Below are 22,383 nucleotides of genomic sequence, written 5' to 3'. Positions count from 1 at the left end.
TTTCACTAAACACATATTCCTTATATTGACTCATCGCTTCTCCCCACCTCTTTCCCCGTTAACTTGGTGGCTTCTCCACGTGCTGCTTCTCGCCTTAGCAAGGTACGCTTTCTCTCCACGCCCCAACGGTAGCCGGAGAGCGCCCCGTCGCTGCGCACAACCCGGTGGCAGGGAATGGCAAGCGCGAGGGGGTTGGAGGCGCAGGCCCTCGCCACGGCACGCACCGCCTTGGGAGAGCCGATCCGCTCCGCCAACGCCGCATAGCTGATCGTGCTGCCGACGGGTATCTCGGTCAGCGCCTGCCAGACGCGCTGCTGAAAAGCGGTCCCACGAATATCCAGCGGCAGTGACAGTCCGACCCCCGGCGCCTCGACGAACGCCACCACCTTGGCCACCCAGGCGTCGAAGCGCTTGCCCCCGGGGATCAGGTGGGCGTTGGCGAACTGGTCCTGGAACGCCTGCAACAGCCGCTCCGGATCGCTGCCCAGGGAGATGGCACAGATGCCCTTTTCGCTGGACGCCACCAGTATCGTGCCCAGCGAGCATTCTCCCAGGGCGAACTGAATCTCCATGCCCTTGCCTCCCTCGCGGTACCGCTTGGGGGTCATGCCCAGCATGCGTTCGGCACCGGCATAGAAGCGTCCGCTGGAATTGAAGCCCGCCTCATAGATCGCATCAGTGACCGTCTCTTGCTGCGTCAGTGCCTGGCGCACACGATCCGCCCGGCAAGCGGTCGCGTAGGCCCTGGGCGTGAGACCGGTGACCGACTTGAAGACACGATGGAAATGGAACCGACTCAACCCCGCCACCCGGGCCAGTTCGTCGAGCGATGGCAGTGCTTCGCCGTGTTCGATAAGGCGGCAGGCCCTGGCGACGAGCTGGGCGTGCTGCTGGGGCAAGGAGGTGGCCTCCTGGGGACGACAGCGCTGGCAGGGCCGGTACCCCGCCTCCTCGGCGGCGGCCGCATCGGCATGGAACTCGGCGTTTTCACGGCGCGGCCGGCGCGATGGGCAGGTGGGGCGACAATAGATCCCGGTGGTGCGCACGGCATAGACGAAGGCATCGTCCGCGGCGGCGTCGCGGGCCAGTACCGCGGCCCATTTGGCCTCATCGGAATCGAAGCGTAGGAGGGAATCGTCGGATGTCTCGTTCATGGCGGGCTCCTGCAGAGGCTGCGGCAATCTCCATGAGTGCAGGATGCGCCCCGGCGGCGACTGGCACACTCCGCCTCTTGCTTTCAAAGCAATCTCACGCGCGCTGGATGGCGAGGCATGCCCGCTCTGCTCGCGTGACGGCCTCGACCCTCTACTACTCTACCACGCCGATAGCGACCACCAGTGGAGGGCCTCAACAAGATAGTGAGTCGCACGACCTCCCCTTCGAGTTCCGAAGCAAGAATCGAAGTTCCCTCATCGCTTCACTGACCTAGGCTGCTAGGGTTTCCCCGACCGGAGTAGTAGCGATGAAGACGATCGACCGAACCATGGGGCCCATGGAGTGGGCGTTATTGCTGAGCTTGTCGATGCTGTGGGGCGGCTCGTTCTTTTTCGTGGGAGTGGTCGTCGAGGATCTCGGGCCACTCACCATCGTGGCCCTGCGAGTGGGCCTGGCCGCCGTGGCGTTGAACGCCTGGATTCTCCTGCGGGGCCAGCGCATGCCACTCGACCCGGGGCTATGGGCCGCCTTCTTCGGCATGGGCCTGCTCAACAACATGATTCCCTTCAGCCTGATCGCCTGGGGGCAGGGGCATATCGCCAGTGGCCTAGCATCGATTCTCAACGCCACCACGCCATTTTTCACCCTCATCGTGGCGCATTTCCTCACCCGCGACGAGCCTCTCACCCCAGGCCGCCTCCTGGGCGTGGCCATCGGCTTCGCCGGTGTGGTGTACATGCTGGGCAGCGAGGTTCACGCGGGTACCGCCAGCCACTCCTGGGCACAGCTGGCGGTGCTGGCCGGCGCCCTCTCTTATGCCTTTGCCGGGGTCTTCGGGCGCCGCTTTCGCCGGCTGGGCTGCTCGCCCCTGGTAGCCGCCTGTGGCCAGGTCACGGCCTCGGCACTGGTGCTGATGCCCTTAGCCCTGGGGGTGGAGCGCTTCTGGCAATCGCCCTGGCCGGGACTGGCTACCTGGTCGGCGGTGGTTGGCCTGGCACTGTTCTCGACCGCCCTGGCATACCTGATTTACTTCCGCCTGCTGGCGAGCGCGGGGGCGACGAACCTGTTGCTGGTCACGTTCCTGATCCCGGCTAGCGCCATTCTGCTGGGGATATTCGTGCTGGGCGAGCGGCTGGAGTGGCGCCACCTGGCCGGCATGGGGCTGATCGGCCTCGGGCTGGTATCCATCGACGGCCGGCCGTGGCGGTGGCTCCGAAGCGTGGCCTACGCATGTTGGAAGGCCCGGCGAGAGGGACCAAGCCGATAATGCGGCGTGCAGACTCGTAGGCAGGCGCCTTGCCAGAGCGGCAGGAAACCGCCAGCGATGTCCAGCCTCGGCTCCGCTCGCCCCTTCTGTGGCGAAGGTGAGTTGCCAATACGCTTCCCGAAGCGCCGAGATAATTAAGCGCTCCAGGATCACGATAGCCTAATCATACAGAACCCGACACTTTATCGATGCCTTAGTAACAAGATAAAAATTGACGTTGTATGACAACAATCATAGCCTCACCTATCGCCCTCATACCAGCAATTGCATCTCATCGTTTCTGTGTCGGGCCTGTTCGTCTAGAAGCTCACGGGGCGCCAACACGAAGAGGTTACAGGAAACTCGCAATGCTCACGCCATTCATGGCCAGGGTCCTCTTACGCGCAATTGGCGCCTCCCAGAGCGACGGTAACTCATGATTCTTATCCACGATGGTGCCTCGCAGACTTTATGAAGGATAGACCAAGTACGACTATTGCGAGAGTCATGCAATAAGCAACGACCGGCCAAGCAGTACCACTTGGCAATAGAAAAATGATGATTGTCCCTATACTGCCTAACAGCAGCCCCCCCAAACAGAAGTAGACTGCTGTAACGGCACCGGCAATATGATCAAATCCCCGAAGGGCACCATTGGGTGCCACAGAAACTGCAGTTGCAACACCTACCCCCACAAGCCACATAGGGGCGATGAAGCCAAGAACCGATGACGGTGCCCATAACTCTCCCATAGCGAGGAAACTAGACCCTGCCATTAAGCACCCCATCCCCATCCGCAAAGTGTTCAGGCTACCCCACCGCGGAATCAGTCGCCCCATGATTCGCGCTGTGCCCATCATCGCTATGGCCACTGTTGAAAATAGCAAACTAAAACTGAGCTTCGACACCCCTTGCCTCGCCATCATTAATTGAGGAGCAGTCGAGAAAAAGACAAAGAAGCTCCCCATTCCCGCGCTGTAACACAAGGTATACAGCCAGAAATTCAATCGCTTCATTGGAATCAATAGCTTCGAGTATTGTAAGCCCTGGGCACGTTGCGTACGTGTTTCAGCCCAGAATCGCCACGCAACCAAACAAGTGGCTATCATCCCAATTCCTAGCAAAGCGAAAATTGCCCGCCATCCCAACCAACTATCGACTAGCGTTCCCAATAATGGCCCTACCGCAGGTACGATAGCCAGCATAGAACCTAGCAACCCATAGATGACATTAATTTCATCGCGACCTGCGTAGATGTCTCGCACTGTTGCAAACATGGCAACGAGACACGCCGAGGCACCGCAAGCTTGAACAATTCGTAAACCAAGGAACAGTTCGGCTGACGAAGCTATGGCGAGGCCAATAGAAGCCACACTGAAGGCAACACCACCAGCAAGCAAGACGGGGCGACGTCCCAGCCGATCCGACAGGGGCCCAAACAGAAGCTGCCCAGCGCCTATCAGTACCAGATAAGCTGTTAACGTAAGCTGGACCGTCTCTTCAGTGGTGCCAAGCGCATCGGGCATGAATGGCACCACAGGCAAATACATGTCCATACCAAGTGATGCCAGCAAATCGAATGGTGATAACAGCAGAACTGTCGCGGCAAGAGAATACCGCCAAGATTGATTTTTTGAGCGCACTAAACCTTCTCCTTATAGCAAGGATTTGGCGGCGCTCTCGCAGAGTAAGAAGAGATGTATGAGAACGCCGCAACAACTGAAAAAATGTTGTTGCGGCTTACTTGACGGCTTTTTTAGACATGCTCATGTACATCTTGGCTTATGAGTGTGCTTATACCATATCAGCTTCACTCGACTCCGCCAAGGATGTAGCAGGGGACACTCTCTCAATGCCCCAGCGGTAGCCAGAAAGCGTCCTGAAACAGCGAGCGCCCCACCAGAAGCAGGGAATGGCAAGGCACCCGGCCAGCGCCATTCTGCTGGGCGAGCGGCTGGAGTGGCGCCACCTGGCCGGCATGGAGCTGATCGGTCTCGGGCTAGTGTCCATCGACGGCCGGCCGTGGCGGTGGATCCGAAGCGTGGCCTAGGCGTGTTGGAAGGCCCGGCGAGAGGGATCGAGCCGATGATGTGGCTTGCAATGTCGTAAGCCTGTCGACCGGGCATAGTGCCCCATGGAGTCATGCCCTACCAGCAACCTCAGGTAAGTTAACATCACTCCATATGACAAGTATGCTTGTCATATGGAAAATCTGATTCGCGTGCTGCGCGAGGCACAAGGCCTGACCCAGGCTGACCTGGCCGATACGCTGGGCGTGTCACGCAACACCATCAACTCCATCGAAGTCGGCCGCTACGTGCCCTCGTTACCCCTTGCACTGAAGTTGGCAAGGTTCTTCGGCAAACCTGTTGAGGAGGTATTCGATGACCGATCCGAGACCTGACTCTTCCACCCCTTCCCCTGTCCAACGACGGCCGATAGCCGTGCCGCTGGTTGGCGTGGCCCTGGGAGCGGCCATGTTCTTGGTCTCGTGGCTGGTGGCGGATGCTCCCGACCAGGGTGTGGCGATGCTCGCGATCATGCTTGCCTACGCGACAGTAATGCGCCATGGCCAACGCTTCGAGACCGTCCAGGTGCTCAGTCAGGATCCACCACTAGATGAACGCCATGCGCTGATCCAGCAGCGTGCCGTGGCGATCGCCTACCATGCAGTAGTTGGCGTCGCCCTGATCGGCTTTATCTGGGAGATGGCGCATGGGACCACCGGCGCCTTCACACTGATTTGCTTCGTCGGCGGCACCACCCATATGTGCGCCACAGCGATCTTGCGCCGCCGCTTGTAGTTCGTCGAGGTGACGGCCAGCGATGACCAGCCTCCGCTTCGCTCGTTCCGTCTGTCGCAATGGCGAGTTGTTGCCATGCTTCCAGGAGGACCGAAACGATCAAGCTCCTCGGAACCACGCGGCCTGAGTACTCTGCGTCCTATAGCCAAAAAGATTCCTTTATTCACAGGGGTATACGGATTTAATGGTTGATCGGGCACCTTCACCCCACCAACCTGATGCCACCCTCAGATGGTTGATAGATCGACTCCGTAGTTGAGTTCCTCTGCGAAGTCCGGCAGTCCGTAACCGATGGTTTTCTTGTAGAACGGAGAGACTTTCGCAGTCGGGGCCTTCTTCTTGTGCTTCGTGGTGTAGAGCATTCGTGCCCGCATTACCTCGAAGGAGTAACCACGCCCTTCACGGTTCTTGTCCTTAGCCAGTCGGTTGATGGACTCCGTGTAAGCGTTGGTTACCGGCATGTCCGTCTCGAAGTAGGTCATGATCTCTTCGCGCCAGTTGCCCACAGCTTTGACCAGATCGTTCCAGACTTCCTTCTGGCCCTTCGGGGTGGTGGCTATCCAGTCGTCCAGAGCGGCTTCTGCTTGAGGCCGTGTGGTGGAGTCCCAGATGCCGTAGAAGCATTCCTTGTGCTCGTAGGCAGCCAGCAGTTGCGGGAATGCGCCCGTCCAGGTCTCCATGATGAGTTGTTCTAGGTCTGAAACTTCGTGAGCGCGTTTCAGCAGGATTTTCCGGTCTCCCTTGAGGGTTCGGCTCTGGGAGGGTTTCAGCTCCTTCCTGAGACCCCTTGCGCACCTTTTCCAGCGCATCGTTGGCCATGCGCACCACATGGAACTTATCGACCACGATGCGGGCCTGTGGCAGCACGGCCTTGACCGCTGCCCGGTAGGGGTTCCACATGTCCATGCTGACGATCTCGACCTTCTGCCTGTCTTGCAGCTTCATCAGGTAGTTGGTCACCACGTCCTGTCGGCGAGTGGGCAGCAGGTCGAGTAGGGCTCGCTCCTCGATGTTGGTCAGGATGCAGCGGTAGCGCTTGTTCAGGTACAGCTCGTCGATGCCCAGAATGCGGGGCGTCTCGAAGCGGTGCCAGCGCCCCAAAAACTCGGCACGGGTGCTGAAGATGTCGCGTACCGTCTTCTCGTCCAGGCCGGTCTGTGTTGCCACGAAGGTATAGGGATGGTTGAAGGCTTCCTTCTCCACGTACTCATGCAGCCGCAGTGTCATGCGATAGCCGTCTACCATCTCCGGCAGCTGGGGCTGAAGGTAGCCTTGCAGGCCCGGCAGGTGTACCGTCGGCGGACCACCCACGCTTGCCGTGGATGGGCAGATCACGATAGGGAACATCACGCTTGCCGAACCGCACGAGTTCACCCTGCACGCCGCGTTCCCAGCAGGCGATGGGATTGGGCGCATCCACCTGGAAGTGCATTTCGTCGTCGGTGGATTTGAAGCCCAGTACCTGGTACTCAGGCAGGTGCAGGATGTTGTCGAGCATCTCGGTCATGAGTTTGTTGGTTCAATCAGCTGAAATTACTGCATTGTCCATTTCTGCAAGTTCTTGTACAATAATTAGACTATTCCTTCCAATATGAGGTGTTTGTCCAATGCGTCATTGATGCCGCCGTTGTTATGACGGCCAGTCTCCACCAGCCCCCAGTAGCAGAGGGAGTTCTTGGCATCTTTGGAATAGAGCATGACGAATACCCATCTCGTACTGAAAAACGTGTCCCACGTTCTGCCAGACGGCAGAACTCTTTTCTCCGACCTTCGCGAGCAGTTCGATATGCGCTCAACAGGATTGGTCGGACGCAATGGTGTCGGTAAAACTTTGCTAGCACGCATCTTGGCTGGGTTGTTACAACCAACCACCGGTCACTGCCAGTGCTCCGGTAGCGTGCATTACCTCGCCCAGCAAGTGGTGCACCCTGATGGTTCTACAGTGGCCGACTTGGCGGGGGTAAAGCACACGCTGGATGCGCTAGCTCGTATTGAGTCAGGCAGTACAGCACCGGAGGATTTCGATGCCGTAGGAGATCACTGGGACATACATCAGCAACTCCGCTATGAACTTGAGCGCAATAACTTGAGCCACCTTGAAGCAGATACGCCTGCCGGCATCCTGAGCGGCGGTGAGGCGATGCGAATTTCCTTGATTGGTGCCATGCTCTCGGATGCAGACTTCTTGATTCTCGATGAGCCGAGCAACCATCTCGATCGACCGAACCGACAGGCGCTGATCGAACAACTACAACGCTGGCCGCGTGGGCTGATCGTGGTCAGCCATGACAGGCAGTTGCTGGAGTCCATGGAGCGCATCGTGGAATTGTCTTCCCTGGGGCTGCAAAGCTACGGAGGCAACTACTCATTTTATGCCGAGGCTAAGGCACATGAACGACAGAACGCCCAACAAAGCCTGAGTGAGCGCAAGCTTGAACGCCAACGGCAGGAACAGGCGATGCGGAAGCAGCGTGTACGGCAGGAACAACGGCAAGCGCGCGGTAATCGGCGAGGCAAAGAGGCCAATCAAGCCAAGATCTTGCTGGATCGCCAAAAAGCGCGCAGCGAAACATCGTCAGGCGCGCTGCGCCAGAAACAGGCCTCCAGCCGGGCACAACTCAACCAACGCGTGCGTGAAGCCGCACAGCAAGTTGAAGATGAGTCGCAAATAACACTGCACGAAATACCAATCACGCAGGTCGCAAAGCGTCGCGTGGCAGAACTGAATGACGTAGAGCTACCATACGTATCGGGAGCAACCCGAACCATAAGCTTGCTCCTGGGTGGGCAGCAGCGTATAGGTGTGGTCGGCCCGAACGGTTGTGGTAAATCCACGTTGCTTCGAGTGTTTGCAGGCCAAGTTGCGCCTTTGGCTGGGGTATCCAAGGTGACGCCCGAGAACGCATATCTCGATCAGCGATTAGAAAATCAGGATCCAGAGAAGACGGTACTAGAACAGTTACAATTAGCCAATCGCACCGCTACCGAAGGGGACCTGCGCATGCGCTTGGCTCAACTAGGACTTGACGCGCAAAAGATAGCGACACCTAGCGGGTCGCTGAGCGGCGGTGAGCGCCTAAAGGGAGCTCTCGCTTGCATACTCTACGCCGATTCACCACCGCAACTGTTGTTACTTGATGAGCCGAACAACCACCTTGATTTGCCCTCAGTACAGGCATTGGAAATCATGTTGAGTAGTTACCAAGGCACGTTGATCGTGGTGTCGCATGATGACTCATTTCTGGAAAACCTCGGGCTAACAGAACGCTTGCTTGCTACTGAACAAGGCTGGATTTTGGAGCCACTTTGACGGAAATATCGTGTGTCACGATAAACCATATTTTCCGTTGCTCACCTGAGTTCTACTTTTGAACGCTAACGCGCGTATCAACCAGATAATCCGGATGCCCATTCACAGCAACCATGAAATAAAAATTGCGTGCTGAAATCTAATCAGGTGTAAAAACCAGCTTTCCGAGCAAAGACCTTGATCTTAGCTCGTAAACATTCATGGCCAATTTAAACTCTTCAAACGGGACATACCTATCAACATCAAGGCTCATCTTATGAACCATAAAGTGCTCCAGCATTTTTTTGAAATTTTCACGCCGAGAATCTTTTCCAATCGAGCTCTCCCAATGACGTAAGAAGAAGGTACTAAAATCTATCTGCCGATCTCTCAAACATTCAAAAAACCTAGAACCATAAAAACTTAAAGAAAGAGTACCATAGTTTATAAACCTACCTTTATTACACAGGGTGTAAAGTAGCTTTTCTCCTTCTTCACCACCAATAGCGTCAAATGCGATGTTGGGTCTAGGCAAACCCATACTCACAATCTCACGACAAAAGTCATCACTTGAACTCAACACATAGTTCGATTGATATGGATAGTTTTCAGGACTTGATGTGATGACAATAACTGTGTATCCCAGCGAAGATGATAATTGAGAAAATATCTTGCCTATTGCTGAGCGACCAGCATTAATAATCACAACATCTCTTTCCGAAAGATTCGCAACCTCGGTTGTCATAGCCCAGGCTGTTAAAGAGTTAATATACAACTGACATGCATAACCACTTTCCAGATCTTGAGGGATATGAAAAATATTATCCGGTAATGCGTCTATATACTCCTGCCATGCACCACTCGCAGCCAATATCACTCTTTGGCCCGCTGAGTAACCTGGATGGTTGGATTCTACAACCTTACCAGCGGCTTCAAAACCAGGAACTCTAGGGGGCTTATGAAAGTGCCTATATTGCCCAACACCATAAATAGACAAAAGATCGCTTGGGTTAATATTTGCCGCCTCGACCCTGACTCGGACTTTATCTCTCTCAAGATCCCTCAATGGAACACGCTCTAACGTCAGTGACTCTTCGGGCTTACCGAAGCAAAACTGCTTAATTCTCGCATTCATTTCACACATCCAATATATAAAGGCAACATTGACACATATTAACTCATTAGTATCTTTATACAAAAAAATTCCAACCATGCCACGAAGATGGCTGCCACAACGCCCAAGCGTAGCAACCAACCGACCCAACATGGCGCTGCCACGACCTATCGTCATTGCCATCTCTCTACTGAAAATCGGGCCATTATGCTTATGGCGCGCCGCATGCGCTCGATTCAGTCTATCGACAACCATCTAGGCCGTATATCGTGTCACGGAAACACTTTGCCATACTATAAAATCCACCAAGGGATACGATACCAGCTTAGCGGCCTACCAAGCCTACTAAACGCCTCATCGGTTCCGATGCCGCGCCAAAGTGAGTCCTGCCTACAGTGGTCGAGCAGATCACGTTGGTGAGCTGCACGCTTTCCGAAACGTGCCATTCCCACATACATTGCATCACTCCCAGGCTATGGGGTCTGGTGAGTCCACCTAGCAGTACATTGTGTCGTCGGAGTATTCCCTGAATTTTAAGCAATAAGCGCAGCATCTGCGGTATCCAGGGCTCCAGAGCATTCCCCAGGAATACCTGTGCCGGTGTCCGATAGCCGAGCCCTTTTCAGGACAGTCATTCAGCTTCTTGACCACTTGGCGCAGCTTGGCATCAGTGACCTGGCGGAAGTTCTTTCACTTGGGGAAGTACTTCCGTATCAGGCCATTGGTGTTCTCGTTAGTCCCACGTTGCCCGGGGCAGTAGGGATCACAGAGGTACATAGTCGCCGTCACCACCATAGCCACGGCTTCGTAGCCGGAGAATTCCGAGCCATAGCGATGGTCTAACCAGCTGCCAGACGTGGATTCAACAATCAGACCACAGCCGCTTGCGTCAGCTCCGCTGAATTTGGGCAGCCGTGCTGCCAGCAGGTAGCCACTACGCCGCTCTTCCAACCTGACCGGGCCCGATTGCTTGTGCCTCAGGGTCACGGTGTCACCCTTCCATTGACTGATGGAGAGCCTGTCATCAAGCTCGGCCGTGCGATTCTCGATGCCTACGCGGTTGAGGATCTTGCGAAACACTGCGCTCTTGGCCTGGGCAAGGTGCTTGCTTCGCCGTTTGGATTGGCGGAAGTGCTGCCAGAGATCGCCACCGCAGGCCTTGTCACCCCAGATCAAAGAGTAGATCCACTGGTGACTGACGCCTACACCGGTTAAGGTAACATGAGTCCGCCGATCTGCCCCGGGCTCCACTCCTCAGGCAGCCGGTCGAAGACGTCGTCGAACATACTGGGTAAGCGCCTCGCCCACTTCTAGGTGGTGCACCGCCGGTGATCACTACGGGCCTGTGCCTATTCGGGGTCGAAGCCGCTAGCGGTGGCGTTGCGGCGCAGTTCACGGCTGATCGTGAAGTTATTGATGCCCAGCCCTGCTGATCTGGCGCTGATTGATGCCCGAGTCATAGCAGGTGTGAATTTGGAACAGACGCTCAAGCGCTACGCTTGGCTGTACAATCACCATATACCGCAGAAGGCGCTGCACCATCAGTCACCGATCGCAGCGATAAAGGAATGGCAGGTCAAACGTCCTGAGTTATTTACCAAGCGGGTGGTTAATCACACGGGACGACACCTAGGTTAAAAATGAAATACTTAGAGATAAATACTAAAGAAGCACCTATCCAGATTTTGCTTGAGGCCGACCCTTCAGAAAAAATGATTAGCTCATATTTAAAAAACTCATGGTGTTACGCAGCTCAAGACAACGGCAAAATCATCGGCGCTTGTGTCGCAAAACTTATTAGAGACAACACAGCTGAAATATTCAACATTTCCGTACATCCTAATCACCAAAAAAAAGGCATTGGCACTAACCTGTTAACTTTTACCTTAAAAAACCTACTTGAAAAAAGCATCCATCGAGTAGAGCTAGGAACAGGTGCATTTGGCTACCAGCTAACTTATTATCATCGCATTGGCTTTCGAGTGGAGTCTGTTATAAAAAACTATTTTATAAATAACTACGCAGAACCGATCTTCGAAAACGGCATACAGCATAAAGACATGTTAAGGCTATACATAGACATCAGACCAAGAATATAGAAATAAAGACTTTTTCTTTGCTAGAGCCCTGGTAACTCCAGGGCTCATTGATCCACTTACGACGAAGCTTCAAATGTAATCACTTCTCCTAAAGCTGCATCACTATCAATCACTGAGAACGGGCGTTCATAGTCAAGCGTAATAGACACATCCTTAAAACCAGCTTCATGCAACAAGCTTCTGAATTCAAAAACACCCCAAAAGCGAAGAGAAAAAACCTCCAGCTCAGAAGAAACCAAGCTTCCTGAGTTCCAGTGCTCATATTTCAATTGAGAAACCGTGGTCTGATGTAAATAGCTTGTCTTCACCCTTGATTCGGTTAAGGTCAGCATGTCGACGCCTATATTCCACATGCGCGCCTCAGACCCAGAGTCAACCATACAAGCCAATGAGTCTATATCCACAATAATCTTGCCACCCTCTGACAAGCAATTTTTCAACCGCTTAAGGAACTCTAGGCAAGCAACAGGAGACTTAATTAACTGAATGGAACCGGCTGGCATCACTACAGCAGAAAACTTCTCGCTGTAGACAAAGCCTTCAAAGCTTTGCTTGCTGACGTTATCTATTAGGTTTCTGCTAGAAATTTCTTTCTTGCAGATATCCAACATATGAGGAGAGGCATCAAAGCCATGAACTATATGACCAGCCTCAAGCAATGGTATAAGAAACCTTCCATTACCAACTGCAGGCTCTAAAACTGGACCACTAGTATCCTTGAGGCATGACAGATAAAACTCAACATCTCCAAAAGTTCGACCAATGGGTTTATCCACATGATAAACCCAAGAGGCTAGTGACCCATACTCATTATCCATACAGCCACCCTACTCCTGAGGTATGAATACACCATACGGTGATTCCAAAACAGCTTCTTTAGAAGAATTAGAAATTAAAACCATCCTTCCTAAACCAGCTCATTTTCGTAAATTACCATAGCTTGCCTTGCCACTTTCTCAACATCTAAGCTAATAGCCAGACTTTTTTGGTTCACATCATCAATTTCAAAAAAGCAAGCATCTAGTGCATCATCACCCGCGAAAGGCTCACCTGAGACCCATACACAGAGTACAGCCACAAGCACAAAATGATATTCAAGCTCACCACTTTTATCAAAGTCTAATACGTCGACAGCATTGAACACCCTATGCACGTTGGCGGTAACACTTGTTTCCTCGTAAAGCTCTCTCAGAGCAGCCTCTTCAATTGTTTCTCCTCGCTCAATTTTTCCACCAGGGAAACCCCATCGACCCGCATCTGGTGGGTTAGAGCGACGTACTAAAAGTACTTTACCATCTTTTAACAGAACTGCGATGGTTGCTACCACCGGGCGTTTTTTCGACGTCTCTGGAAACTCACAACCACCCTGACCAGACATCACACCCTCTGTATCGATTAAAAATGAATAATAATATTATACAAGGGGTATTAGAATGATCGACCGTATCTTATTCCGTCAAGCTTTTCGACCAGATCCTCTGCTCTCAGATGCGTATACCGCCTCAGCATCTGCATGGACTTGTGACCACTGATCGCGGCGACCTCCTGATCGGATAGACCCGCCTCAACTAGACGACTGACGGCCTCATGGCGCAGGTCATGAAAGCGGAAGTCATCGAGTCCGGCCTGCTTCTTCGCCTGGTTCCAGAGCTTGGTATAGGCGTAAGGACCGCGCTTGCCGTCCCTGCCAGGCTCACCAAAGAACACCAAATTACAGTCCAACGGACGCACCGGGTTGTTCAGCGCTTGCTTGAACACCTCGGTGGCCGCCTGGGTCAGCGGCACCAGGCGAGCTTCGTTGTTTTTGGTGTCCGTGAGGCGCACCACACGGCGTTTCACGTCAACCTGGGAGCGCGTGAGGGTCAGGATCTCCGAGGAGCGCATGCCCGTCTCCAGGGCGATTCTGGCGATCCAGGCCAGCATGGGGTTGCTGTGCTGCCGTAGCACGGCGAACAGGCGCTTCTCCTCGTCAGCGCTCAGGCGCCGGTCACGCCCCTCCCCCGGGCTGGGCTTGCGGATGTTTTGGACGGGGTTGTAGGTCAGGCCCAGCCCCCATTCCTGGATGGCCACGGTGTAGAGATGGCCGAGCAGGGCGAGCTCCAGGCGCACGGTATTGGCGCTGATAGGCTGGCCACGATGGCCAATGCTGTTCAGGCGGGTGTCACGGAAGTTGGCAATCAGCTCCGGCGTTAGTGCCGCGAGGGAGTACTTGCCCAGGTGTTCAGTCAGCGTGCTGGCCTTGTGGCGCTCGCTCTTTTGGGTGCTGGGCTTCTTGGTGGGTGTGACGTCGGCCAGGTAGCGCTTGAGGGCTGCTTCAAGCGTCATGCGCTCCGAAGCGCTGCGCTGGATATAGACACCACGCACCATTTCGTCTTCGGTGCGGCGTGCCCAGTCCTGGGCGTCTCGTTTGGTGCGGAAGGTCTTGGCGGTGGTGGGCCAGCCGGTCTTGCGGATGACGGCTTTCCAGCTACCGGCAGGGGTCTTGACGATGGTGGCCATGAAAGTCTCCAGGGGGCTGAAGGATCGGCACTGTACCGAAACTGTACCCTTGGACTATGGGACTCACCAGATAAAATTCGTAATTCGCTGATTTCATTGGTGGGCCCAGCTGGACTCGAACCAGCGACCAAGGGATTATGAGTCCCCTGCTCTAACCAACTGAGCTATAGGCCCTTTATACGGAGGGTGCGCGAAAGGCGCCGGCGTATGATAGCGAATGCCGATGGCCGAGACCAGAGCGAGATGCCTTGCAGTGAAGCGATGCCATCAGCGATTATGCCTAGGCCGCAACACGCGGCCCTTTTCTGGCCACCATCCGAGACCTCATGTTCCTGCTGATAGCCTTCGCTGTTCTCTCCATTGGCGTTTCCTTCCTGTGCTCACTGCTCGAGGCGGCGCTGCTCTCGATGACCCCCAGCTATGTGGCCCAGGTGCGCGAGACCAACCCCAAGCTACACGCCAGGCTCAACGATCTGAAGCGCAATATCGATCAGCCGCTGGCGGCGATTCTTACGCTCAACACCATTGCCCATACGGTGGGTGCCACCGGCGTCGGCGCCCAGGTCACGGTGGTGTTCGGCGAGGCCTGGCTGGGCATCGCCTCGGCACTGATGACGCTGCTGATCCTGTTTCTCTCCGAGATCATCCCCAAGACCATCGGGGCCACCTACTGGCGTCAGCTGTCGGGCATGCTGGCCCCCACTCTCGATGTCATGGTGCTGACCCTCAAGCCGTTTATCTGGATGTCGGAGCAGATCACCAGGCGCATCGGCAAGGATGCCATGGACACCGACATGCGTGGCGAGATCAAGGCGCTGGCGCAAATCGGCCAGGAGGAGAAGGCGCTGGACCCGGAGGAGACCCGCGTCATCATCAATATCCTCAACCTGCATGATATCCAGGTGAAGGACGTGATGACCCCGCGTACCGTCTCGGTCACGGGGACGCCCGCCATGACGGTGAGCGAGTTCAGCTCAGAGCTCAGTCCCTCGCCCTTTACCCGCTTCCCGGTGATGGATGGAGGGGAGCAGGCGTTGGGCTATGTGCACAAGGCCGACACCTACAGCGCCGATGAGAGCGCCGACCTCAAGTCGCTGATGCATCCGGTCAAGTCGGTACTCGCCGAGGAGAGCATCGAGCAGATCTTCACCATGATGGTGCAGGACCGTCAGCACCTCTGCGTGGTGTATGACGACCTGGGCACCTGGGTGGGCCTGATCACCCTGGAGGACGTTATCGAGACCATCCTCGGCCAGGATATCGTCGACGAGACCGACAATGTCGCCAACCTGCGCAAGTACGCCCGCCAGCGCTGGACCAAGAGCCTCAAGAAGACCGAGGAGTAGTCCGCCGCTTCTCCTGGCCCGCTCTGGCTAAATGGCCTGGCTCGGTGTCTGGCTGGATGGTCTGACTAGACGGGCTGACTGGATGGCCTGGCTGGATGGCCTGGCTGGATGCCCCGACGGTGTGTGCTGACGATGATCTATCGATCGGGGATCAACCGGCCGGGCACCCAGCGCAGATAGGCCAGCATGCCGAACAGCTCGACCAGCGACTGGCAGACGACAACCACCACCGTGGCCTGCCAGCCCTCGGGCAGCGCCAGGGCGATGGGCAGCATCACGAAGGAGTTGCGGGTACCGAAGCTGAAGGTGAGCGTGCGTGCCGCTGGTGGCGTCAGCCCGAAGCCACGCCCCAATCCCCGGCCCAGTAGTGCGGCCAGTGCCAGGTAGCCGATAAAGAGCGGCAGCACCTGCAATACCACGCCACTCAGCCCCCGCATGCCGGCGATCTGGGTCGCCGCCACCACCAGCAGCACCATGGCCAGAAGCGGCACGGGCAGCCAGCCCAGCCCCTGCACCAGGCGGCGTGCCGTGGCGCGGCGTCGCGCCAGCCGCTGGGTCAACCCGGCCGCCACCAGTGGCACCAGAATCAACCCGACGAAGGCACCGAGCAGCGGCGCGCCGATGGCGACCCGCACCCACTGCATGTCCAGAAACAGCCAGAGATAGAGCGGCAGCGTCAGCAGCTGCAACACCAGCAGCAGCGGCGTGGCGGCGATGGCGCGTCCGGCGTCGCCCTTGCCCAGATGGGTGAAGGTGATAAACCAGTCGGTGCAGGGCACCAGCAGCACCAGCAGCACGCCAAGCTGAACGGCCGGCGCCAGCGGCAACAGCGCCACCAGCGTGCCCACCAACAGCGGCAGCAGCAGGAAGTTGCCTGCCACCAGTGCCATGGCGAAGCGCCAGTCCTGCAGGGCCAGGGCGAGCCGCCCCAGCGGCACCTGGGTGAAGGTCGCGTAGAGCAGCACGCCGAGCAGTGGCCAGAGTCCGCCCTCGAGGGTGGCCCTGATCTCGGGCCGCATCAGACCCAGGCCCAGCCCGGTCACTATCGCCGCCAGGTAGAGCCAGACCTGGTGGCGTTCGAGATGGTCACGCATTCACTTCTCCCCTTCTGCCTTGGCAAGCCGTGCGGCGATTCAGGACAATGGCGGGTCCTCCACTCTTCTGAGGCGCCTGCATGCTTGCCGAACTCTTCGCGGTGATGGCCCCGGTACTGGCCGGGGCGGGTCTGGGTTTTTCCTGGGTGCGACTGGGGCAGCCCTATCCGGTCGAGTTCGTTACCCGCCTGGTCTTCAATATCGGGACGCCGGCGCTGGTCATCGCCTCGCTCTCCAGCGCCGAGATCGAGGCCGGCAACTTCGGCCGCACCATGCTCGCCACGGCGCTGGTGATCTGCACCATGGCGGCGATGACCTGGCCGCTGGCCCGCCTGCTGCGCAAGGACTGGCGGGTGCTGCTGGCACCGGCCATGTACCCCAACACCGGCAACATGGGCCTGCCGGTAGTGCTCTACGCCTTCGGCAACGCCGGCTTCGCCTACGGCATCACGGTCATGGTCACCGTCTCGCTGTTCCAGTTCACCCTGGGGTCGGTGATGGCCAGCAACAGCGGCAACCCGCTGCGCACCCTGGTGCGCACGCCCACCGTCTACGCCATTCTGCTGTCGCTGGTCCTGCTGCTGACCGATACCGACCTGCCCCTGTGGCTCGCCAATAGCGTCGACCTGATCTCGGGCTTTACCGTGCCGCTGATGCTGATCACCCTGGGGGTATCGCTGGCCAGCATTCAGGTCAGGAGCCTACGCTCCGGCATCGGCTTCAGCCTGCTGCGCATCCCGGTGGCCGCGGCGCTGGCCTGGGGCATCGGCGCCCTGCTCGGCCTGCCACCGCTGGCCCATGGCATCGTGGTGCTGCAGATGAGCATGCCGGTGGCGGTATTCAACTACCTGTTCGCCCAGAAGGCACGCCGCGAGCCGGAGTATGTCGCCAGCCTGGTGTTCTGCTCGACCCTGCTCTCGCTGCTCTATCTGCCGCTGCTGCTGGCCTGGCTGATGTAAGCCTGGTTGATATAGACCAGGGGCGGGAGAGCCAGCTACGTTATCCTGCGTGGATTTTGCGTTCCATGAACTTTGCTACCATGGCGTTAACTCCAGACCCAGCGCGCCAGGAGCGAGCATGCCACTTCGTGAAGTCGCCATCGGCGGGCTCTATCTTTCCCCCCTGCTGCTGTATGCCCTGATCGGGCTCGGCGCCACCCTGCTGATTCGTAGCCTGCTCTTTCGGCTGCTGGGCGCTAACCGCCTGTGGTACGAGGCCTGGTTCGATGTCTCCCTGTTCGTGATCTGCACCGCTGCCGCGGCCTATCTCTCGGCGTAGTCACCCGGAACCCTCATACCATGCGCACACTGCTTCGCAGCCTCGTCACCCTCGTTATCGTCGCCCTGGCCATCCTCGCCGGCCTGTGGCTTTGGCACTACTACCTCTATACCCCCTGGACACGCGATGGCCGGGTCGGCGCCGAGATCATCACCGTGGCCTCGGACCTCTCGGGCCGGGTCGTCTCGCTGTCGGTCGATGACAACCAGCGCGTCGCGGCGGGCGAGCCCCTGTTCCGGGTCGACCCCCAGCGCTATCGCTCGGCCCTGGAGAGTGCCCAGGCCCTGGTCGACCAGCGCCAGGTTGAACTGGAGCGACGCCAGCACGAGGCCTCGCGCCGTAGTCATCTTAGCCGCCAGGCGATCAGCGCCGAAAGCCAGGAGACGGCACGCCTCGAGAGCCAGGTGGCCCAGGCCCGACTCGATCAGGCCCGCAGCCAGCTCGCCAGCGCCCGCCTCGACCTCGAGCGCACCACGGTCGTGGCACCGGCGAGCGGCCATGTGCTCAACCTGCAGCTGGCCCAAGGGAACTACGTGAATGCCGGCGCGCCGGTGATGGCGCTGGTCAAGGCGGACTCCTTCCATGTCACCGGCTATTTCGAGGAGACCAAGATGCCGCGCATCCGGGTCGGTGACCCCGCCCGGGTCATCCTGATGAGCGGCGATACCGAGCTGCGCGGCCATGTCGAGAGCATCGGCCGCGCCATCGCCGACCCCCACACCACCCCCGATGCCCAGCTGCTGCCCCGGGTGGCCCCCACCTTCAACTGGGTCCGCCTGGCCCAGCGCATCCCGGTACGCATCGCCCTCGATGAGCTCCCCGCGGAGCTCTCGCTGAGCGCCGGCATGACCGCCTCGGTGCATATCGAGCCCCGGGAGTAACCCGCATGTCGCCCTGGCTGCAGGCATACCTGACTCCCAGCGGCGAGGCCGTGCGGTTCGCCATCAAGGCGACCCTGGCCATGCTGCTGGCCCTCTATGTGGCGCTCTGGTGTGACCTGGAACGCCCCTACTGGGCGCTGATCTCGGCGGCGTTCCTGCAGATCCGCCCGATGAGTGGCATGGTGGTCGAGAAGGGGCTGAGCCAGATCACCGGCACCCTGGTGGGCTGCGGTGCCGGCATCGCCATCATGGCCGTGTTCGGTCAGGCCCCCGTGCCGGCCCTGCTGTTCCTGACCCTGTGGATCATGCTGTGCACCTACGGCAGCTCGCTGCTGCGCAACAACGCCTCCTATGGCTGCATCATGGGGGCCGTCACGGCCATGCTGATCGTGGTGATCGGCGCCAGCCGGCCCGACGCCATCTTCAGCATCGCCGTGGCCCGCCTGTCGGAGCTGGCCCTGGGCGCGGTATGCGCCACCCTGGTCAGTTCGCTGCTGTGGCCAATCAGGGTCGGCGACCATCTGGGCCGCCAGGCCGATGAGGTCGTTAACCAGGCCTTCCTGCATGCCGCCCAGCGGATGACCGACTCGCAGGATCTCGGCGAGCTTCAGACCACCCTGACCGGCAGCCTGGAGCCTCTCACCCTGCTCGAGGGGGATAGCCAGGCGGCGCGTTATGAGGGCCCCGAGGGTCCGGGGCGAATTCGCGCCAGCCACGTGCTGACCCGCCATACCCTGCGCATGCTGGCCACCCTACACGCCCTGCAGCAGCTGCTGCACCACGAGGCGCAGCGCCTCTCGCCGACGATCCACGCCCTGGCCGGTGACCTGGCCGACGCCTTTCGCGATTCCGCCAGGGAGAGCGGCATCACCGCGGCCCATCGACGGCTGCATGCACTGCGCCGCCGGGTGCTGGCGTGTCCCGATGAGGCCCTCTCCCCCATCGAGCAGCGCTGCCTGCTGGGCATGCGCGAGACCCTGGGCCACGCCCTGGTGATGCTCGATGCCCGCGATGCCATTACCCGGCCGCAAGGGAAGCGACTGCGCGGGGTCGCCCTCGCCTGGCATCGCGACCACCTGGTCGCCGGCGTCAACGCGCTGCGCGCCGGGGGCATCTTCTGCGTGCTCGCCGCCTTCTGGATGGCCACCGGCTGGAGCAGTGGCCAGGTGGCCATGCTGCTCGGCACCCTGCTGTCGGCATTCTTCGCCAGTCGTGACAATCCGGTCATGGTCGCCTTGATGTTCGCCAAGGGCATGCTGGCGGCGATCCCCAGCGCCTTCCTGTTCGGCCATGTGCTGCTGGCCCAGGCCAGCGGCTTCCCGATGCTGGCGATGCTCATGCTCACTCCGCTGTTCCTCGGGTTGCTGGGCGCGGCCAATCCGCGACTGATGGGCTACTGCCTGGCCTTCACCATCGGCAATATCCTGCTGACCATGCCGGGCAACGGCATGGACCTCTCCTTCGCCTCCTTCATCAACCGGGCCGTCGCCGTGATGATCGGGCTGGCCACTGTGGTGATGGGCTTCCGCCTGCTGCCCGGCCTGGGCGCCACCCTGCGCAAGCGCCGCCTGATCGCCGCCATCGTCGGCGACCTGAAGCGCCTGGCGGGCCCACCGGTGCAGGAGGCGGAGGCGCACTTCATCGGTGCCATGGCCGACCGCATGCTGCACCTGGCCAAGCATGACGATGTGCTGCCGGATGACCAGCGCCACCTCCTCAGCCTCGGCCTCGCCGGCCTGGACACCGGCTACGCCTGCCTGCAGATCCGCCGCCGCCTCGACGACCTGCCGGGTAGCGAGCTGAAGCAGGCCAAGCGGCGCTTCATCCTGGCGCTGGCCGAAGCCTACGCCGACAGCGCCCGGGGGCGAACGCTTCACGGGGTGCGCGAGGCGGGCGCGGCACTGATCGAGGCCGCACATCACCAGCCCTCGTTGAGCGAGCGCCACCAGAGCCTGCTCGCCGGACTGGTGGAGCGCCTCGACCTTGCCCTGCAGCGTCAGGCCCAGCGCGCCCACGCCTCCTACATGGCTCGCCAGGGAGATCAAGATGCGGCCAGAGACGCGGTTCGCGACGATGCGACGGGGTCCCCGGCGGATACCGCCAGGTAACGGCGGCTGGCGTCATATAACAGATCGCGTATCCTCATGACGCCATTACTAGGCTGCCCCATCGCATCGGGCCGTTAAGTTGAATGATCATTCAAAAAAAAGTAGGGTGTAGCACCTTTCGCAACCGTCAACGCTCCCGCATGCCAAAATAGGTGGCATCGGCCCGGCATATGCTGCGCCGTTTGCATTACGCCAGGGACTGACAAGAAGGCAAATCAATGAATGAGAACCGAAACGTCAAGATTCGGGTTCGCAACCTGAGCAAGGTCTTCGGCAGTAATCCGAAGAAGGGGCTCGAACTGCGTGACCAGGGCCTCAAGCGCGCCGAAATCCACGAAAAGACCGGCCAGACCCTGGGCCTCTCCAATATCGACTTCGATGTCTACGAGGGCGAGCTGCTGGTGATCATGGGCCTTTCCGGCTCCGGCAAGTCGACCCTGATCCGCTGCCTCAACCGGCTGATCGAGCCCACCGAGGGCGAGATCATCATCGACGACGAGAATATCCCCGAGCTCGATGACAAGGCACTGCTGGAGTGCCGCCGCCGCCACTTCTCCATGGTTTTCCAGAACTTTGCTCTGTTCCCGCACCGCACGGTGCAGCAGAACGCCGAGTTCGGTCTGGAAATCCGTGGGGTCGACAAGGCAGAGCGCAGCGAGATCGCCAGCAAGGCGCTCAAGCAGGTGGGCCTCGAGAGCTGGGAAGACGCCTACCCCAACCAGCTCTCCGGCGGCATGCAGCAGCGCGTGGGCCTGGCCCGTGCCCTGGCCAACGACTCCACCGTGCTGCTGATGGACGAAGCCTTCTCGGCACTGGACCCGCTGATCCGCGGCGATATGCAGCAGGAGCTGCAGGAACTGCAGAGCCGCATGCAGAAGACCACGGTGTTCATTACCCACGATCTCGACGAGGCGCTCAATATCGCCGACCGCATCATCCTGCTCAAGGATGGCGAGATCGTGCAGATCGGCACGCCGGAAGAGATCCTGACCCAGCCTGCCGACGAGTACGTAAGGCGCTTCGTGGAAGGCGTGGACATGTCCAAGATCCTTACCGCCGAGCATGCCATGCGCAAGGTACGCGCCATTGCCCGGGATACCGACGGCCCTCGCACCACGCTGCGCAAGATGCACGAGAACAACATCGACTCCATCTATGTCACCCGCCGGGATCGCACCCTGGTTGGGCTGGCCGAGGTCGATGCCCTCGAACAGGCGGCCAACGACGGCAAGGACACCATCGCCGACTGCATGACCCAGGAGTTCCGTAGCGTGAGGCTCGACGAGCCGATGCATAACCTGTTCGCCATGTTCAGCGAGAAGAGCTACCCCATCGCGGTGGTGGATGCCGACAACCGGCTGCTCGGTGTGGTGGTCAAGGGGGCGGTGCTCGACCAGCTGGCCCAGGCCGCCGAGCCCTCGACGGTAAATGAAGACAATCTCACGGCAGCGGCAGGAGACCAGTGATGGC

General features: G+C 58.6%; 19 protein-coding genes, 1 tRNA gene and 3 pseudogenes. 13 read left to right on the top strand and 10 right to left on the bottom strand.

From position 1 onward, the window contains the following. Positions 1-20 precede the first annotated feature (20 nt). Positions 21-1,154, bottom strand: coding sequence for a bifunctional DNA-binding transcriptional regulator/O6-methylguanine-DNA methyltransferase Ada (ada, locus tag IOC61_RS12365; protein WP_195689084.1), 1,134 nt, complete (start codon positions 1,152-1,154; stop codon positions 21-23). Positions 1,155-1,462: 308 nt separating this feature from the next. Between ada and IOC61_RS12360 the strand changes: the two genes are divergently transcribed. Further along, positions 1,463-2,422: a DMT family transporter gene (locus IOC61_RS12360; protein ID WP_195689083.1), complete on the top strand. Its 960-nt coding sequence runs from the start codon at positions 1,463-1,465 to the stop codon at positions 2,420-2,422. Positions 2,423-2,844: 422 nt separating this feature from the next. Here IOC61_RS12360 and cml read toward each other — a convergent pair whose 3' ends face one another. Further along, positions 2,845-4,044: a CmlA/FloR family chloramphenicol efflux MFS transporter gene (gene cml / locus IOC61_RS12355; RefSeq protein WP_195689082.1), complete on the bottom strand. Its 1,200-nt coding sequence runs from the start codon at positions 4,042-4,044 to the stop codon at positions 2,845-2,847. Positions 4,045-4,313: 269 nt separating this feature from the next. On the opposite strand from cml, the gene IOC61_RS12350 reads away from it, so the two are divergent. The 3 genes from IOC61_RS12350 (at position 4,314) to IOC61_RS12340 (ending at position 5,205) form a co-directional block, all read left to right on the top strand. After that, positions 4,314-4,451, top strand: a complete 138-nt coding sequence (locus IOC61_RS12350) for a hypothetical protein (RefSeq protein ID WP_229333111.1) — start codon at positions 4,314-4,316, stop codon at positions 4,449-4,451. Between the two features lie 153 nt (positions 4,452-4,604). Next, entirely contained in the window at positions 4,605-4,805 is a 201-nt protein-coding gene (locus IOC61_RS12345) for a helix-turn-helix transcriptional regulator (protein WP_195689081.1), read from the top strand. Next, positions 4,786-5,205 carry a hypothetical protein gene (locus IOC61_RS12340; RefSeq protein ID WP_229333110.1) on the top strand — a complete coding sequence of 140 codons (420 nt, stop codon included), beginning with the start codon at positions 4,786-4,788 and terminating at the stop codon, positions 5,203-5,205. The genes IOC61_RS12345 and IOC61_RS12340 overlap by 20 nt, the downstream gene beginning before the upstream one ends. A 227-nt stretch (positions 5,206-5,432) precedes the next feature. Here the strand turns inward: IOC61_RS12340 and IOC61_RS12335 are convergent. Beyond that, a pseudogene (locus tag IOC61_RS12335) lies at positions 5,433-6,712 on the bottom strand (ISL3 family transposase). Positions 6,713-6,901: 189 nt separating this feature from the next. Between IOC61_RS12335 and IOC61_RS12330 the strand changes: the two are divergent. After that, positions 6,902-8,515, top strand: a complete 1,614-nt coding sequence (locus IOC61_RS12330) for an ABC-F family ATP-binding cassette domain-containing protein (protein ID WP_195689079.1) — start codon at positions 6,902-6,904, stop codon at positions 8,513-8,515. Positions 8,516-8,654: 139 nt separating this feature from the next. Here IOC61_RS12330 and IOC61_RS12325 read toward each other — a convergent pair whose 3' ends face one another. Continuing rightward, entirely contained in the window at positions 8,655-9,785 is a 1,131-nt protein-coding gene (locus tag IOC61_RS12325; RefSeq protein ID WP_229333109.1) for a zinc-dependent alcohol dehydrogenase family protein, read from the bottom strand. Positions 9,786-10,141: 356 nt separating this feature from the next. Beyond that, positions 10,142-11,126 (bottom strand): annotated as a pseudogene (locus IOC61_RS17960) (IS30 family transposase). On the opposite strand from IOC61_RS17960, the pseudogene IOC61_RS17665 reads away from it, so the two are divergent. Together IOC61_RS17665 and IOC61_RS12315 are read left to right on the top strand one after the other, a co-directional pair. Continuing rightward, positions 11,073-11,246, top strand: a pseudogene (locus tag IOC61_RS17665) (IS481 family transposase); the annotation flags it as partial. The pseudogenes IOC61_RS17960 and IOC61_RS17665 sit on opposite strands and share 54 nt — an antisense overlap. A gap of 2 nt (positions 11,247-11,248) precedes the next feature. Beyond that, the gene (locus tag IOC61_RS12315) at positions 11,249-11,707 is read left to right on the top strand and encodes a GNAT family N-acetyltransferase (protein WP_195689077.1); all 459 of its coding nucleotides are present in this window, start codon (positions 11,249-11,251) and stop codon (positions 11,705-11,707) included. Positions 11,708-11,763: 56 nt separating this feature from the next. Here IOC61_RS12315 and IOC61_RS12310 read toward each other — a convergent pair whose 3' ends face one another. From IOC61_RS12310 to IOC61_RS12295, 4 genes are all read right to left on the bottom strand, one after another. Beyond that, positions 11,764-12,525 (bottom strand): class I SAM-dependent methyltransferase, encoded by a 762-nt coding sequence (locus tag IOC61_RS12310; RefSeq protein ID WP_195689076.1) that lies wholly within the window; start codon positions 12,523-12,525, stop codon positions 11,764-11,766. Positions 12,526-12,614: 89 nt separating this feature from the next. Next, positions 12,615-13,085, bottom strand: a complete 471-nt coding sequence (locus IOC61_RS12305) for an NUDIX hydrolase (RefSeq protein ID WP_161423747.1) — start codon at positions 13,083-13,085, stop codon at positions 12,615-12,617. 50 nt (positions 13,086-13,135) lie between these two features. Next, positions 13,136-14,206 (bottom strand): tyrosine-type recombinase/integrase, encoded by a 1,071-nt coding sequence (locus IOC61_RS12300; protein ID WP_195689075.1) that lies wholly within the window; start codon positions 14,204-14,206, stop codon positions 13,136-13,138. Positions 14,207-14,303: 97 nt separating this feature from the next. After that, a tRNA-Ile gene (locus tag IOC61_RS12295) sits at positions 14,304-14,380 on the bottom strand. A gap of 152 nt (positions 14,381-14,532) precedes the next feature. Between IOC61_RS12295 and IOC61_RS12290 the strand changes: the two genes are divergently transcribed. Next, the gene (locus IOC61_RS12290; RefSeq protein ID WP_195689074.1) at positions 14,533-15,552 is read left to right on the top strand and encodes a CNNM domain-containing protein; all 1,020 of its coding nucleotides are present in this window, start codon (positions 14,533-14,535) and stop codon (positions 15,550-15,552) included. 137 nt (positions 15,553-15,689) lie between these two features. Here IOC61_RS12290 and IOC61_RS12285 read toward each other — a convergent pair whose 3' ends face one another. After that, complete coding sequence (locus IOC61_RS12285; protein WP_195689073.1) at positions 15,690-16,646, bottom strand: arsenic resistance protein; 957 nt, start codon at positions 16,644-16,646, stop codon at positions 15,690-15,692. A gap of 80 nt (positions 16,647-16,726) precedes the next feature. Between IOC61_RS12285 and IOC61_RS12280 the strand changes: the two genes are divergently transcribed. The 5 genes from IOC61_RS12280 (at position 16,727) to IOC61_RS12260 (ending at position 22,379) form a co-directional block, all read left to right on the top strand. Further along, positions 16,727-17,605 (top strand): AEC family transporter, encoded by an 879-nt coding sequence (locus tag IOC61_RS12280; RefSeq protein ID WP_195689072.1) that lies wholly within the window; start codon positions 16,727-16,729, stop codon positions 17,603-17,605. 118 nt (positions 17,606-17,723) lie between these two features. After that, entirely contained in the window at positions 17,724-17,924 is a 201-nt protein-coding gene (locus IOC61_RS12275; protein ID WP_161423752.1) for a DUF1656 domain-containing protein, read from the top strand. A 20-nt stretch (positions 17,925-17,944) separates the two neighbouring features. Further along, entirely contained in the window at positions 17,945-18,805 is an 861-nt protein-coding gene (locus IOC61_RS12270; RefSeq protein WP_195689071.1) for an HlyD family secretion protein, read from the top strand. 5 nt (positions 18,806-18,810) lie between these two features. Continuing rightward, entirely contained in the window at positions 18,811-20,913 is a 2,103-nt protein-coding gene (locus IOC61_RS12265; protein WP_195689070.1) for an FUSC family protein, read from the top strand. A gap of 218 nt (positions 20,914-21,131) precedes the next feature. Further along, positions 21,132-22,379, top strand: a complete 1,248-nt coding sequence (locus IOC61_RS12260; RefSeq protein ID WP_195689069.1) for a quaternary amine ABC transporter ATP-binding protein — start codon at positions 21,132-21,134, stop codon at positions 22,377-22,379. Positions 22,380-22,383 lie beyond the last annotated feature (4 nt).

The sequence above is a fragment of the Halomonas sp. KAO genome, assembly GCF_015595025.1.
GTDB lineage: Bacteria > Pseudomonadota > Gammaproteobacteria > Pseudomonadales > Halomonadaceae > Halomonas.
The sequence above is the reverse complement of the archived record's forward strand: the minus strand, read 5'-3'. Positions and strand labels throughout refer to the sequence as shown.

Coding starts and splice junctions, on each gene's coding strand:
- ada (WP_195689084.1), bottom strand. CDS start 1,154: ATGAACGAGACATCCGACGATTCCCTCCTACGCTTCGATTCCGATGAG.
- IOC61_RS12360 (WP_195689083.1), top strand. CDS start 1,463: ATGAAGACGATCGACCGAACCATGGGGCCCATGGAGTGGGCGTTATTG.
- IOC61_RS12350 (WP_229333111.1), top strand. CDS start 4,314: ATGGCAAGGCACCCGGCCAGCGCCATTCTGCTGGGCGAGCGGCTGGAG.
- IOC61_RS12345 (WP_195689081.1), top strand. CDS start 4,605: ATGGAAAATCTGATTCGCGTGCTGCGCGAGGCACAAGGCCTGACCCAG.
- IOC61_RS12340 (WP_229333110.1), top strand. CDS start 4,786: ATGACCGATCCGAGACCTGACTCTTCCACCCCTTCCCCTGTCCAACGA.
- IOC61_RS12330 (WP_195689079.1), top strand. CDS start 6,902: ATGACGAATACCCATCTCGTACTGAAAAACGTGTCCCACGTTCTGCCA.
- IOC61_RS12325 (WP_229333109.1), bottom strand. CDS start 9,785: ATGACGATAGGTCGTGGCAGCGCCATGTTGGGTCGGTTGGTTGCTACG.
- IOC61_RS12315 (WP_195689077.1), top strand. CDS start 11,249: ATGAAATACTTAGAGATAAATACTAAAGAAGCACCTATCCAGATTTTG.
- IOC61_RS12310 (WP_195689076.1), bottom strand. CDS start 12,525: ATGGATAATGAGTATGGGTCACTAGCCTCTTGGGTTTATCATGTGGAT.
- IOC61_RS12305 (WP_161423747.1), bottom strand. CDS start 13,085: ATGTCTGGTCAGGGTGGTTGTGAGTTTCCAGAGACGTCGAAAAAACGC.
- IOC61_RS12300 (WP_195689075.1), bottom strand. CDS start 14,206: ATGGCCACCATCGTCAAGACCCCTGCCGGTAGCTGGAAAGCCGTCATC.
- IOC61_RS12290 (WP_195689074.1), top strand. CDS start 14,533: ATGTTCCTGCTGATAGCCTTCGCTGTTCTCTCCATTGGCGTTTCCTTC.
- IOC61_RS12285 (WP_195689073.1), bottom strand. CDS start 16,646: ATGCGTGACCATCTCGAACGCCACCAGGTCTGGCTCTACCTGGCGGCG.
- IOC61_RS12280 (WP_195689072.1), top strand. CDS start 16,727: ATGCTTGCCGAACTCTTCGCGGTGATGGCCCCGGTACTGGCCGGGGCG.
- IOC61_RS12275 (WP_161423752.1), top strand. CDS start 17,724: ATGCCACTTCGTGAAGTCGCCATCGGCGGGCTCTATCTTTCCCCCCTG.
- IOC61_RS12270 (WP_195689071.1), top strand. CDS start 17,945: ATGCGCACACTGCTTCGCAGCCTCGTCACCCTCGTTATCGTCGCCCTG.
- IOC61_RS12265 (WP_195689070.1), top strand. CDS start 18,811: ATGTCGCCCTGGCTGCAGGCATACCTGACTCCCAGCGGCGAGGCCGTG.
- IOC61_RS12260 (WP_195689069.1), top strand. CDS start 21,132: ATGAATGAGAACCGAAACGTCAAGATTCGGGTTCGCAACCTGAGCAAG.